This is a genomic window from Ensifer sp. ENS06 (assembly GCF_014852205.1).
Taxonomy (GTDB): Bacteria; Pseudomonadota; Alphaproteobacteria; order Rhizobiales; family Rhizobiaceae; genus Ensifer; species Ensifer adhaerens.
This window is the reverse complement of the sequence record NZ_JACVBC010000007.1, coordinates 268,610-282,706: the sequence shown is the minus strand read 5'-3', so window position 1 is coordinate 282,706 and position 14,097 is coordinate 268,610. Positions and strand designations below refer to the sequence as shown.

Below are 14,097 nucleotides of genomic sequence, written 5' to 3'. Positions count from 1 at the left end.
AAACAAGCCCCAAGTCAAGCGAGGCCCGGCACCAGGGCCGCTGGCAGGCCGTTGAGCCGGCTATCAAATCTTCATGCTGCAACAGGTCGGAAAAATCTTCGTTCGCCTCTGGAAATTGGCGGCGCGCGTGAATATCTGCAACATATAAGTGCCGCATTCCGGGTGCCTGCACGTCATCGACGCCGGAATCGGTTGGAGCATTTTCTTAACGGGCACGGCTCATCATCATCCACCGCGAACATGAACCGGCAAATTGCCGGGGCGTTCGCCGTCTCCGGATGCTGACGCGGGACGGTCTGTCATGCGAGGACGCGAAATGGGCCCGACGAACGACAACGTATCCGAAATCCTCATCGACAAGGTCGCCGACTGGCTGATGCGCACATCGCTGAGCGACGCGCCGCTGGAGACGATCGTCAAAGGCTTCTGCGAGCGGCTGGCGGCCGCCGGCTTGCCGCTGATGCGCGTCCATCTTTCCTTCTCGATGCTGCACCCGCTTTACGATGCTCTGGGCTTCACCTGGGTGCGCGGCAAGGGCGTGGAGGTCAGCGGCCTTCGGCACGAGGAACTGGCGCTTAATCCCGAGCGGTTCCTGCAGAGCCCCTACTATTACCTGCTCAACAACAATCTCGAGCATGTCCGCCGGCGCATCTACCAGGATACCCCGTCCGAATTTCCGATCTTCGACGATCTGAAGGAGCAGGGTGCGACGGACTATCTCGCCTTCATGCAGTCTCTCGGCGCCGATTCCGGCCACGGCATGGTCGGATCCTGGACGACCGATCGGCACGGCGGCTTCACGGACGATGTCATTGGCGCGCTTTTGAAGCTGCAATACCATCTGGCAGTCGCCGCGAAGATGGCGGTGCTCGGCAAGCTCGCCGACAACATGCTGACCACCTATCTCGGCTCCAGCGCTGGCCGGCGTGTGATGAGCGGCCAGGTTCGCCGCGGCGACGGCGAGACCGTGCGCGCCGTCCTCGTCATGGGCGACATGCGCCGCTCGACGATGCTGGCGGAAAAGGAAGGGCGTCAGTCCTATATCGAGACCCTGAACACCTATTTCGATGCAATCGCAGCCCCCTTCAATCGCAACGGTGGCCATATTCTGAGCTTCGTCGGTGACGGCTTCATCGCCGTCTATCCCTGTGGGCGCCACAAGGAGCCCTCGGAATTTGCCGCCCGCGAGGCCTTTGCCGCCGTGCGCGCGGCAACCGCACGCATGGACATGCTGAACGGCGAGCGGCGCAAGCAGGCACGCGATCCGATCGGCTACGGCATCGGTCTGCATGTGGGCAACGTGATGTTCGGCAATGTGGGCCTGCGCGACCGGCTGACGTTCTCGGCCTTCGGCTCGGCCGTCAACGAAGTCCAGAGGTTGCAGAACCTGACCAAGAAATACGCCCACAGCGTCGTCGCGAGCGAAGCCTTCGTCAATTATTGCGGCGGCGACTGGACGGCCCTCGGCCAGGAAAAGCTCCGCGGCGTGCGGCAGAAATTCACGATCCTCTACCCCAACGACGCTGCCTTGCTCGCAAGGGCCGATGAACGATTCGACGACGTGTTGCAGGATGGACTTTCCGAGGCGGAGCATGTCATGCTGCTTCATCGCAATACGCGTCCGCTCCAGCCGCCGCGCGGCCTTATCGACAAGATGCTTCAATAGGGGGAAGAATGTTTCGCACCGTCCTTTTCGTCGCTTCCATCGTCATGGCCGGGAGCGCGATGGCGCAGCCATGGGAAACCAAGCTTTCCGACGACTTCGAGGGGCGGGATTTTGCGCCTGAGGGCGGGCTCTACTATCGCGAGAACTTCGAGCAGACCGCCGGCACGGTGGAGTTTCAGAACGAGGTCAAGCATAACGGTAATGGCGCGCTCAAGCTGAGCGTCGTTCCGACCTGTCCCGATTCGCTCGACGGTTGCAGCGAGCGGGCCGAGATCTGGGAAAAGACGGCGCTGCGCGTGCCATACGACCAGGGCGTCTGGTATGGTTTCGCGGTCAAGTTTGCCGACCCGATCCCGAATGAGGACCATCGTTATCTGATCGCCCAGTGGAAGCGCGAGATCGATCCGGGTGCCGAGGGCGATTTCAGCCCGTTCCTTGCCTTGAGGCTCGAGGCCGGCAAACTTTTCGCCACTGTGGAAACGAACTATATCGCGCCGCTCTGGGCCGGTCCTGAGGGGAAGCCGGCGAGCTGCAAACCGGGCGAGATCCCCGTATGGGGGCGGCCGGGCGTCAACCAGATGCGCATGCTGGTCGCCGCAGACAGCAACTGGGAGCTGATCGACGGCAGTCTCTTCAATGCATGCACCGATGCGATCAAGGTGACGAACCACGGCAATCCGTTGCCCGACCCGAAGTCCGGCTGGATCGATTTCGCGATCTACACGCTGCCGGGAGCCAATGGCACGGGTCGCATCGAACTCTTCGCCAACGACAAGCCAATCATCACGGTGACGGGTCATATCGGTCACGACGACAAGGGGCTCGGCAAGAACCAGTACTTCAAGTTCGGCCCCTACCGGGCGGCCGATAAAACCGACTGGACGCTGTTTTACGACGACTTCCGACGCTCGGCCAATTGCGCCGACGTGTTGAAGGGCGGTGCCTGCCCTTCGTTCTAACCATCTGAAGATGCAGGTGGGTAGAGCCTCGTCTGCAACCGGGTGTGCTGGACAGCCCTTGGAAGCTGCGCTAGTCTTTTTTTAGAGGCGGCGGATAAAAAGCAATGAGGGAAGCGTGCTGCTATGACATCTGGGGCGGACCTGCTTCGAGTTGAAGGTCTGCGGATCACATTCTCGGTGCTCGGCGGCGAAGTTCAAGCCGTCAATAACGCGAATTTCAGAATTTTGCCCGGCAAGGTGACGGCGCTCGTCGGCGAGTCCGGATCGGGGAAATCCGCAATCAGCCAGGCGGTGATGGGCATCTTGCCCAATGTCGCCAAGGTTGGTGGCAAAATTTTGTTCAACGACCCGACGACGGCTGCAAAGCCGATCGACCTGCTCTCGCTGGAGCGGGAAGGGGAGGAGATCCGCAGCCTGCGCGGCACGCGCATCAGCAAGATCTTCCAGGAGCCGATGACATCGCTGTCGCCGCTCCACACGATCGGAAACCAGATTTCCGAAGTGCTGAAGATCCACACCGACGCGGAAAAGGCGGAACGTCGGGCGCGAACGGAAGAGCTGCTCGGCTATGTGGGCTTTGCCAATCCGAAGCGCGCCTACGACATGTATCCGTTCGAGCTTTCCGGCGGCATGCGGCAACGCGCGATGATTGCCATGGCATTGATCTGCCGGCCGGCGCTGTTGATCGCCGACGAGCCGACGACAGCGCTCGACGTGACCGTTCAGGCGCAGATCCTTAAACTCCTGCGCGAGCTTCAGGTCAAACTCAACATGGCCATGCTGCTGATCACCCATGACCTTGGCGTCGTCGCCAACATGGCCGACGAGGTTGTGGTGATCTATCACGGCCAGATCGTCGAGGCCGGTCCGGTCGAGGCGATCTTCCGCAACCCGCAGCATCCCTATCTCAAGGGCCTGATGGCCGCGGTTCCGCATTTCGACATGAAGCCCGGCGAGCGGCTGAAGGCACTGCGCGAAGTGCCGGTCAAGGCCGGAACGCTGCTCGGGACCTCGGCCGCCGACCGGCGCACCGGTCCCGACGTGCTTTTGTCCGTCCGCAATGTCTCGAAGACCTATGGAACGCGCAAATCGTCCTGGTTCGGCGGTGGCGAAGATACGCTGCATCGCGCCGTCGACGATGTCAGCTTCGACATCCGCCGTGGCGAGTGCCTCGGCCTCGTCGGGGAAAGCGGCTGCGGCAAGACCACCGTCAGCAAGATCCTGATGCGGGCCGTCACGCCCGACCAGGGCTCGGTGATCTTCGACAATGGCGAGGGGCCGGTCGATGTGCTGAAAGTGCAGGGCGACGACCTTAAGGCCATGCGGTCCAAGATCCAGATGGTCTTCCAGGATCCGGTCTCCTCGCTCTCGCCGCGCATGACGGTCAAGAACATCCTCAGCGAGCCGCTCGAGATCCACGGGCGCGGAACGGGCAAATCGCGCGAAGAAACGGTGCGTTCGCTGCTGCAGGCCGTCGGTCTCGACCAGCGCTTCATCAACCGGTACCCGCATTCCTTCTCGGGCGGTCAACGCCAGCGCATCGGGATCGCGCGCGCACTGGCGCTGGTGCCCGAACTGCTGATCTGCGACGAGCCGGTTTCCGCGCTCGACGTCTCCGTCCAGGCGCAGATCCTCAACCTGCTGAAGGACCTGCAGAAGGAGCTGGGCCTGACCTGCCTGTTCATCTCGCACAATCTGGCTGTCGTCGACTATATGGCCGACCGCATCGCCGTGATGTGTGCAGGGCGTATCGTCGAGCTGGCGCCGCGCGAGGTGCTGATGCGCAATCCTGTTCATCCCTATACCAAGTCGCTGCTGGCGGCGGTTCCTTATCCGGATCTCGACCGGCCGCTGGATTTCGAACTGCTGAAGGACAGCGAAGGTTCGGACATGCGGCGCTGGGGACCGCAGTTCCGGGACGATGATGCCGGCGACGCGCTGATCCCCGCGGATCTCGGTGGTGACCACATCGTGCTGGCGCGCCGATCCGTGGATGCAAGGGAGTTGCGGCCATGATCACCCGCCGAACTGTATTGGCATTGCTTGCGACCGTGGCTCTGCCGACGCGGCTCTTTGCAGCTGCAGGCGAGCCCGCATTCTGGGAAAAGCAGATTGCCGACGGCAAGCTGCCGCCGCTGGCCGAGCGCCTGCCGAAGACGCCGCGTGTCATCAACGTCGCGGCCATGGGGCGCCAGCCCGGCAAGTACGGCGGCGAGGTGCGGATGCTGATCGGCAGCGCCAAGGACATCCGCCTGATGACCATCTACGGCTATGCCCGTCTGGTCGGCTTCGACGAAGCGCTGAAGATCGAAGCGGACGTTCTCGAAAGCTTCGAAACGGTCGAGGACCGCATCTTCACCTTCCACATCCGTGAAGGCCACAAGTGGTCCGACGGCACGCCGCTGACGTCGGAGGATTTCCGCTATTGCTGGGACGACGTTCTCAACAACGAGAAGCTGAGTCCGGCCGGGCTGCCGACGGCGCTGGTCATGGATGGCGAGGCCGCCAAGTTCGAGATCATCGACGAACGCACGGTGCGCTATTCCTGGTCGACACCCAATCCTGACTTCCTGCAGAAGCTCGCCGCCCCCCAGCCGATGGTGGTGGTGATGCCGTCGGCCTACCTGAAACAGTTCCATGAGAAGTATCAGGAAGAAGACAAGCTCAAGGCGCTGATGAAGGAGGAGCGGGTGAAGAAATGGAGCCAGCTGCACATGCGCATGGCCCGTTCCTACCGCCCGGAAAACCCGGACCTGCCGACGCTGGACCCCTGGCGCAACACGACGCCGCTTCCGGCCGAACAATTCGTCTTCGAGCGCAATCCCTACTATCATCGCGTCGACGAGAACGGCCTGCAGCTACCTTATATCGACAAGTTCGTGCTTAGCGTCAGCTCCTCGGCGCTGATCCCGGCCAAGACCGGCACCGGCGAGAGCGACTTGCAGGCGACCAGTATCGACTTCGTCGACTACACCTTCCTCAAGGATTCCGAGAAGCGCTATCCGGTGAAGGTGCTTCTGTGGAAGAAGACGCAGGGCTCGCGCCTGGCGCTGCTTCCCAATCTCAACTGCTCGGATGAGGTCTGGCGGGCGCTGCTGCAGGATGTGCGCGTTCGCCGCGCGCTGTCGCTTGCGATCGACCGTACCGAAATCAACAAGGCGGTGTTCTACGGCCTGACGAAGGAAAGCGCCGATACGATTCTGCCGGACAGCCCGCTCTTCCGGCCCGAGTTTGCCAGTGCCTGGGTCGCCCACGATCCGGAACAGGCCAATGCGCTGCTCGACGAGGCAGGCCTTACGAACAAGGGCAGCGACGGCATCCGTATTCTCTCCGACGGCCGCGCAGCGCAGATCGTCGTGGAAACGGCCGGGGAAAGCACACTCGAGACGGACGTGCTGCAGCTCATCACCGACTACTGGCAGAAGGTTGGGATATCGCTCTTCATCCGGACCTCGCAACGCGACACGTTCCGCAGCCGCGCCGTCGGTGGCGAGATCATCATGTCGATGTGGTTCGGCATAGACAACGGCGTGCCGACGGCCAGCATGAACCCCGGCCAGCTTGCGCCGACCGCGGACGACCAGCTGCAATGGCCGGTCTGGGGGCTGAATTATCTTTCCCACGGCGAAATGGGCCAGGCCCCGGACCTTCCGGCAGCCGTCGAACTGACGGAACTGCTGCAGCGCTGGCGGCATTCGGCCGAGGATGCCGAGCGGACGGAGATTTGGAGCCGGATGCTCTCGATCTACACCGACCAGGTGTTCTCGATCGGCATCGTCAACGCCTCGCTCCAGCCGATCCTCGTGGCAAAGAAGCTGAGGAACGTGCCCGACACTGCGCTCTACGGCTTCGACCCCACGTGCTATTTCGGTGTCTACAAACCCGACACCTTCTGGATCGAACAGGAAGGCTGACATGCTGCGATATATTCTCTGGCGTATCGCGGCGATGGTTCCGACCCTCCTCATCATTTCCGCTCTTGTCTTCACCATCATCGAGCTGCCGCCGGGTGACTACTTCGAAAGCTATGTTGCCGAGATCAAGGCGCAGGGCGAAGGCGTCGACATGGAGCAGATCGAGGCGCTCCGGAAGGAGTACGGCTTCGATCAGCCGCCGGTGCTGCGCTACGTCTACTGGCTCGGCGGCATGCTGCAGGGCGATTTCGGCTATTCCTTCGAATACGAGCTTCCGGTGAGCGCCGTCGTCGGCGACCGCCTGTGGCTGACGATCCTCGTTTCCTTCGTCACCATCATCTTCACCTGGCTGATCGCTTTCCCGATCGGCATCTACTCGGCGACCCATCAGTACAGCTGGGGCGACTATGGCCTGTCGCTGATGGGCCTGATCGGCATCGCCATCCCCAACTTCATGCTGGCGCTGATCCTGATGTACTTCGCCAACATCTGGTTCGGGATTTCCATCGGCCACCTGATGGACCAGAAATATCTCGCTGAACCCATGAGTTGGGAAAAGGCGAAATCGATCCTCGAACACATCTGGATTCCGGTCATCATCGTCGGCGCGGCGGGAACCGCCGGCATGATCCGGCGCCTGCGCGCCAACCTGCTTGACGAGTTGCAGAAACAGTATGTGGTGACGGCACGCGCCAAGGGGCTTTCGCCGATGCGCACGCTGGTGAAATATCCGCTGCGCATGGCGCTGAACTTCTTCATCTCGGATATCGGTTCGATCCTGCCGGCGATCATCTCCGGCGCGGAAATCACCGCGATCGTGCTTTCGCTCGAGACCACCGGCCCGATGTTGATCAAGGCGTTGCAGAGCCAGGACATGTATCTTGCCGGGTCGTTCCTGATGTTCCTGGCCTTCCTGACGGTGATCGGCGTGTTGATCTCCGACATCGCGCTCGCCATTCTTGATCCTCGAATTCGGCTGCAAGGCAGGAGCACCAAGTGACGTCATTTCTTCCGGCGCCCGGCGAGCCCATGCCGCACTACGTATCGACGGCTCCGTTCGATCCCTATTCCGTCGAGGCGATGACGGACGAGCAGGTGCGCGTCAACCAGGCTTCGCAGCTGCGGCTGATGTGGTGGAAATTCCGCCGTCACAAGCTGGCGCTTGCGTCCGGCGTCTTTCTCGTCGCGCTCTACCTGATGATCGTCGTCTGCGAGTTTCTGGCGCCCTATAACCTGCACACCCGCAACATGGACTATATCTATGCGCCGCCGCAGGCGGTGCATCTCTTCCATGAGGGCAAGTTCGTCGGTCCCTTCGTCTATGGCCGCACGATGACGCTGGACATGGATACGCTGAAGCGCAACTACGCCGACGATACCAAGGATGTGCAGCCGCTTCGCTTCTTCTGCCGCGGCGACGGCTATCGCTTCTGGGGGCTGTTCGAAAGCAACGTGCATTTCGTCTGCCCGGCAACGGGCGGCGAGGCCTTCTTCCTCGGAACGGACCGCCTCGGGCGCGACGTGCTGTCGCGCATCATCTATGGCGCGCGGATTTCGCTGACGATCGGCCTTCTCGGCATTACCGTCAGCTTCGTGCTCGGTATCGTCATCGGCGGTCTTGCCGGCTACCACGGCGGCGTCTTCGATCTCATCGTCCAGCGTGTCATCGAGGTGCTGCAATCGATCCCGAGCATCCCGCTCTGGCTGTCGCTGGCGGCGATCATGCCGGCGACCTGGAGTCCGATCTTCATTTATCTGGCGATCACGATCATCCTCGGCCTGCTCGATTGGACCGGGCTTGCGCGCGCTGTCCGCTCGAAGCTGCTGGCCTTGCGTGAAGAAGACTATGTGCTTGCGGCCCAGCTCATGGGTGCAAGGAGCAGCCGCATCATCGGCCGGCACCTCGTGCCCGGTTTCATGTCGCATCTGATCGCCACCGCGACCATCTCTATTCCCGGCATGATCCTCGGGGAAACGGCGCTCAGCTTCCTTGGCCTCGGTCTCAGGCCGCCGATCACCAGCTGGGGCATTCTGCTGACGGAGGCGAAAAGCGTCAGCGTCATTGCCTTCTATCCCTGGCTCCTATTTCCCACAATTCCGGTCATTCTTGTGATTTTGGCGTTCAACTTCTTGGGAGATGGGTTGCGTGACGCGGCGGATCCCTACAAATGAAGCCCGGTTTGACGCAGCCATACGGCCCGCGTGAAACGGTTCATCGTACCCTGAGTGAAAGGTTTCTTGCATGATGCGGCGTTTTGAAGATGCCCGGATCCTCATGTATAGCCATGACACGTTCGGGCTCGGACACCTCAGGCGCTGCCGCACGATCGCGCATTCGCTGGTGGAAGACTATCGCGGCTTGAACATCCTGATCATTTCCGGGGCGACGATTGCCGGCGCGTTCGACTATCGCGCGCGCGTGGATTTCGTGAAGATCCCGAGCGTGATCAAGCTGCATAATGGCGACTACACCTCGCTCGACCGCCATATCGAACTCGATGAAACGCTGAAGATGCGCCAGGCGATCATTCGCCATACGGCAGAGACCTTCAAGCCGGACATCTTCATCGTCGACAAGGAGCCGATGGGCCTGCGCGGCGAGGTCGAGGAAACGCTGACCTATCTGAAAGCGCACGGCACGACGCTCGTCCTCGGCCTGCGTGAGGTCATGGATGCGCCGCACCTGCTCGAGGCAGAGTGGAAGCGGCGCGATACCATGCGCAAGATCGAGCAGTACTACGACACGATTTGGGTCTACGGCCCGCCTGATTTCTACGACCCCCTGACCGAACTCGACGTGCCGCCCGCGGTGCGCGAGCGCATGAACTTCGTCGGTTTTCTGCAGCGCAGCGTCCCGCGCGAGGAATTGCCGGGTCATAAGCCTCAGGGCGACTACATCCTCGTCACCACTGGCGGCGGCGGAGATGGGGCGGACCTGATCCACGACGTCATCCATGCCTATCAGCAGGATCCGGAGCTCACGCACAAGGCGCTGATCGTGCTAGGACCCTACATGCCGGTCAAGAAGCGGGAAAAGCTGATCCGCAAGGGCAGCAAGATCCCCTATATCAAGATCATCGAGTTCGACAATCGCATGGAAGAGCTCATTGCCGGCGCCAAGGGCGTCGTCGCCATGGGCGGCTACAACACCTATTGCGAAATCCTCTCCTTCGACAAGCCGGCGCTGATCGTGCCGCGCATCCAGCCGCGCGAGGAGCAACTGATCCGCGCGCGCCGGGCTGCCGAGCTGGGGCTGATCGAGATGCTCCTGCCGGACGAGGCGGAGGATCCGTTGCGGCTGGCGGCGGCGCTGAGGGCGCTGCCTTATCGTGAGCCACCGTCGAAAAGCGGCGCCAACGGCCTGCGGCTGGAAGGCCTCGTGCACATCTCCGAGATCGTCGGCAGATGGCTCGATCGGCCGTCGAGCGACCACCTGAACATCGTGAAGAAATCGAGCTGAAGCATTGCCGACAGACCGCAAGATTGCAGTCGTGCTGAAGGGCTACCCGCGTCTTTCGGAAACATTCATCGCCCAGGAACTGCTTGGCCTCGAGCGCGCCGGGATAGAACTCGTCCTGATCTCGCTTCGGCGTCCAACGGACGGCAAGCGCCACCCGGTGCATGACGAAATCCGCGCCGACGTCCACTATCTGCCGGAATATCTGCATGAGGAGCCGCTAAGGGTTCTGCGCGGGCTCGTGCGCTGTCTGCCGAAACCCGGATTCTGGCGCGTCCTGGGTCTGTTCCTCAAGGACCTGCCGCGCGATTTCAGCCGCAACCGCTTTCGCCGGCTCGGCCAGGCGCTGGTGCTCGCCTCCGAATGGCCTGGACAGCCGCGCTGGCTGCACGCGCACTTCATCCATACCCCTGCTTCGGTGACGGCCTATGCCAGCGTGATCGCTGGCACGCCCTGGACCTGTTCGGCGCATGCAAAGGACATCTGGACCTCGCCCGACTGGGAACTGTCCGAAAAGCTCGGCCTTGCGCGCTGGACCGTGACCTGCACACGCATGGGGTACGAGCATCTCCGCAGCCTTGCCAGCGACAAATCGAGAGTACATCTGAGCTATCATGGCCTCGACCTCGACCGCTTCCCGCATTTCGACGGCACGCATTCCAATCGCACCGGTTCCGATCCGGCCGATCCCGTCCGCATCGTCAGCGTCGGCCGTGCCGTTGGAAAAAAGGGCTACGACGTGTTGCTGAAGGCGCTGGCCAAGCTGCCGGCAGAGCTTCATTGGCGGTTCGAGCATATCGGCGCCGGCGAACTGACCGGCCAATTGAAGACGCTCGCCACGGAGCTCGGCGTCTCCGACCGTATTGTCTGGAAGGGCGCGCTCGACCAGACCGATGTGCTTGCGCACTATCGGGCAAGCGACATCTTTGCGCTCGCCTGCCGGATCACCGCGGACGGCGATCGGGACGGGTTGCCGAACGTGCTTGTCGAAGCATCGAGCCAGCGGCTGGCCTGCGTCTCGACGGCGATATCCGGCGTTCCGGAACTCCTCGAGGACGGCGAAAACGGCCGTGTCGTTCCGTCGGAGGATCCGCAGGCACTTGCGGCCGCGCTTGAGGAACTGATCCGCAATCCGGCACTTCGCCACAGGTTCGGCGATGCGGCCGAGCGGAAGGTTCGCGGCCAGTTCGACCACCACACCAGCATCGAACAACTCGCCGGCCTGTTCGCCAGCGAATGGAGAGCCGCCTGATGTCCGCACGTCGCGTCTTCTTCTACGTACAGCACCTGCTCGGCATCGGTCACCTGGCGCGGGCAAGCCGGATCGCGAGCGCCTTGGCGGCCAAAGGCTATGACGTGACCGTCGTGACGGGCGGCAGCCCGGTGCCGGGGTTCCCCGCAAACGATGTGAAACACGTGGCCCTGCCGCCGGTGCTGGCTGGCGACAAGGGGTTTAGCGGACTTGCCGATGGCGAGGGAAACCCGGTCAGCGAGGCTTTCAAGCAAGAGCGCCGCGACCTGCTGATCGAGGCATTTCTTGCCTGCAAGCCTGACATCGTCATCTTCGAAGCCTTCCCCTTTGGCCGCCGCCAGATGCGTTTCGAGTTGATGCCGCTGCTGGAGGTGATCGAGAAGCAGGAGCCGCGGCCCCTCGTTGCCGCATCGCTGCGCGATATCCTGCAGGAGCGGACGAAGCCCGGGCGCGCCGAAGAAACCCTCGACGTTGTCAGGGCGCATTTCGACCTCGTGCTCGTGCATGGCGATCCTGCCTTTGCGCGGCTAGAGGAGACCTATCCGTATACGGCGGAGATCGAAGACAAGATCGTCTATACCGGTCTTGTCGCCGGCCATGCCCCTGAACCTCCGGCTGAAAGGTTCGACGTGCTTGTTTCGGCTGGCGGCGGCGCGGTCGGCAAGGAGCTGATCGGCGCGGCACTACAGGCGGCCGGGCTGCTTGCGGGCGACCTGAAATGGTGCCTGATCACCGGGCCGAACCTGCCGCAGGACGACTATGATGGCTTTGCCGCCGCAGCGCCCGCAAACGTGCATCTGTTCCGCTTCCGCAAGGATTTTGCGAGCCTTCTGTCGGGTGCGCGGCTCTCGGTTTCCCAGGCCGGCTACAACACCGTCTGCGATATCTTCCGTGCCGGCTGTGCGTCGCTGCTCATTCCCTTCGTCGCCGGCGGCGAGACCGAGCAGTCGACGCGCGCCGAAAGGCTCGAAAAGCTCGGCCTTGCCGGCGTTCTGCCAGAAGCGGACGTGACACCGGAGAGGCTGGCCCGCGACGTCGAGACGATGCTGGCGCGGCCAAGGCCGGAGATCCCACCACTCGACCTGAACGGCGCCGCTAGAACGGCGGAGATACTTGGGCTTCAGACGGTCCGCTAGCCGTAGTCGGTGGTGCCCATCGGTCTCCGCTGAAGGCCGCCCTTGAGCGGAACCACCGAAATAGAAAAGTCGCTCGGCAAACCAATGGTCGGGCGACCATTCGACTATCTGCCAGTATGTACGGAGCCTGGATATTTTCCTCGCGTTCTGCGTGTCCCGGCTGGCTGTCTCCGGAATGGTATGTTAGTGAAATCAATAATACTGATTCTGAATATACGCAGTGCATTTCCACCGAACGATAACCTGGGTTCCTGTGTGCACTAAACTCAAGGTCTTGCCAGGACTGGGTCATACTCTTGGCGAAGAGTTTCCCGTACGGCTTTCCTGCCTTGTCTACCTCTCCAACATCCGCCGGCCTCTCGCGCACGGCATCGCCTGTGCGCTGCAGCGGCGCCGGCTGGCGAGCGTAGAGGCAGCGGGGCACCCGCGATGAACGGCGGCCGGAGAGCAATGCAAGGGGATTTCGGCGCGTCGAGCGCGTAAGGCAGGAGGGGCAGTTGAGAAATCTGATCGCGCTGTTGATCTCAGTGACCTTGGCATTGGGGGCCGGGGAGGTAATGCTGCGCATGTTCACGCCGTTTCCGATCGGAACGCAGTCGCACCGAAGCATCGACGAAAAGTATGGCTATCGTCTCGATCCTACCCTTTCCGGCGTTGACGAGGACGGCTTCCGCGACCCGGCAGGCGCACGGCAGGGCTTTCAAGTCGCCGCAATCGGCGACTCGATGACCTATGGCAACAACGTCGAAAGCGGTCAGACCTGGCCGGCCGTCTTCCAGGCCATCACCGGCGAACACACCTACAATTTTGGTGTCGGAAGTTACGGCATCTACACCTACCACGCGATCGTCCACGACGCGCTGGCAAATGGAGCCAAAGGCGCGATCGTCGCCATTTTCCCAGGCAACGACTTCGCGATCGTTTTTTCGGCATGCGATATCATGAACGCGCGTTCCGACTTCTGGCTTGCAGAGCAGGCACGGCTTCACCTGCAGGCTCTCTTCAGTCCGACCGGAAGCCATACGCAATGCACCAAGGCGCGATCGGCGAGCATCAAGACGAAGCTGTTCGAGAACGTCGCGCTTCTGAGCGCTTATCAATATGCGATAAAGGACCGTGTGACGAGCTTGTATGCGCGCTTCTTTGGCACGGGCAGCGATGAAGCGTCCGAATATTACCGGTTCCCGGACGGGATCCCACCGGTGTCGAGGCGCTATGTGGATGATGCCGGTCGCATGAGCGATTTGGCCTCGTCCGAGACAGCGGCGATGTTTGCGGACTTTGAACGTTTTGCGGCCGACTGGGCCGCGCAGGGACGGGGACGGGTAGGACTGTTGCTGATTCCGTCCAAGGAGCGTGTGGTTTTCGAACACCTTCGGCGCGGTGGCCAGCTGGCGGTTGCCGATCCCGCCTTCATCCGCAGTGTCGAGCGTCAGATCGCACTCGAGGACAAAATTCGGGAGGTCGCCAGCCGGCTTGATCTGCCGTATCGCAGTGCGGTGGATGCAACGACCGACGCCTTGCGGGATGCGATCCTGGCCGGGCAGCGCTTTTATCCTGACAACGACGGACATCCGTTTGAGGCAGGCTACAAGGCCTTCGCGGGAACCGCGTCGTCGCTCTGGAACGAGATGAAAACAAGGGTCGCCGAGACGCATGACTGAACGTCGGGGGGCGGCGGTACCCGTGGAGGCCGAAGACAGACAGCGGTGC

10 protein-coding genes are annotated in these 14,097 nt (G+C 62.0%); all 10 read left to right on the top strand.

Annotation, left to right across the window (positions count from 1 at the left end; genetic code table 11):
• The first annotated feature begins 316 nt into the window (after positions 1–316).
• The 10 genes from IB279_RS23935 (at position 317) to IB279_RS23890 (ending at position 14,048) form a co-directional block, all read left to right on the top strand.
• Entirely contained in the window at positions 317–1,666 is a 1,350-nt protein-coding gene (locus IB279_RS23935; RefSeq protein ID WP_060521782.1) for an adenylate/guanylate cyclase domain-containing protein, read from the top strand.
• An 8-nt stretch (positions 1,667–1,674) separates the two neighbouring features.
• A complete protein-coding gene (locus IB279_RS23930) occupies positions 1,675–2,625 on the top strand; it encodes a polysaccharide lyase (protein WP_060521781.1) in 951 nt (316 codons plus the stop codon).
• A 123-nt stretch (positions 2,626–2,748) separates the two neighbouring features.
• Positions 2,749–4,641, top strand: a complete 1,893-nt coding sequence (locus tag IB279_RS23925; RefSeq protein ID WP_060530247.1) for an ABC transporter ATP-binding protein — start codon at positions 2,749–2,751, stop codon at positions 4,639–4,641.
• The gene (locus tag IB279_RS23920; RefSeq protein ID WP_060521779.1) at positions 4,638–6,539 is read left to right on the top strand and encodes an ABC transporter substrate-binding protein; all 1,902 of its coding nucleotides are present in this window, start codon (positions 4,638–4,640) and stop codon (positions 6,537–6,539) included. Before IB279_RS23925 ends, IB279_RS23920 begins: the two co-directional genes overlap by 4 nt.
• 1 nt (position 6,540) lies before the next feature.
• On the top strand, positions 6,541–7,539 hold the full coding sequence (locus IB279_RS23915) for an ABC transporter permease (protein ID WP_043613700.1): 999 nt from the start codon (positions 6,541–6,543) through the stop codon (positions 7,537–7,539).
• Positions 7,536–8,711 (top strand): ABC transporter permease, encoded by a 1,176-nt coding sequence (locus IB279_RS23910; RefSeq protein ID WP_060539369.1) that lies wholly within the window; start codon positions 7,536–7,538, stop codon positions 8,709–8,711. Before IB279_RS23915 ends, IB279_RS23910 begins: the two co-directional genes overlap by 4 nt.
• Before the next feature lie 70 nt (positions 8,712–8,781).
• Positions 8,782–9,999 (top strand): glycosyltransferase family protein, encoded by a 1,218-nt coding sequence (locus tag IB279_RS23905; protein ID WP_034799192.1) that lies wholly within the window; start codon positions 8,782–8,784, stop codon positions 9,997–9,999.
• 4 nt (positions 10,000–10,003) lie between these two features.
• Positions 10,004–11,248, top strand: coding sequence for a glycosyltransferase family 4 protein (locus IB279_RS23900; protein ID WP_034799194.1), 1,245 nt, complete (start codon positions 10,004–10,006; stop codon positions 11,246–11,248).
• The gene (locus IB279_RS23895) at positions 11,248–12,384 is read left to right on the top strand and encodes a glycosyltransferase family protein (protein WP_177235716.1); all 1,137 of its coding nucleotides are present in this window, start codon (positions 11,248–11,250) and stop codon (positions 12,382–12,384) included. Before IB279_RS23900 ends, IB279_RS23895 begins: the two co-directional genes overlap by 1 nt.
• A 497-nt stretch (positions 12,385–12,881) precedes the next feature.
• The gene (locus tag IB279_RS23890) at positions 12,882–14,048 is read left to right on the top strand and encodes a hypothetical protein (protein ID WP_192339866.1); all 1,167 of its coding nucleotides are present in this window, start codon (positions 12,882–12,884) and stop codon (positions 14,046–14,048) included.
• The last annotated feature ends 49 nt before the right edge of the window (positions 14,049–14,097 follow it).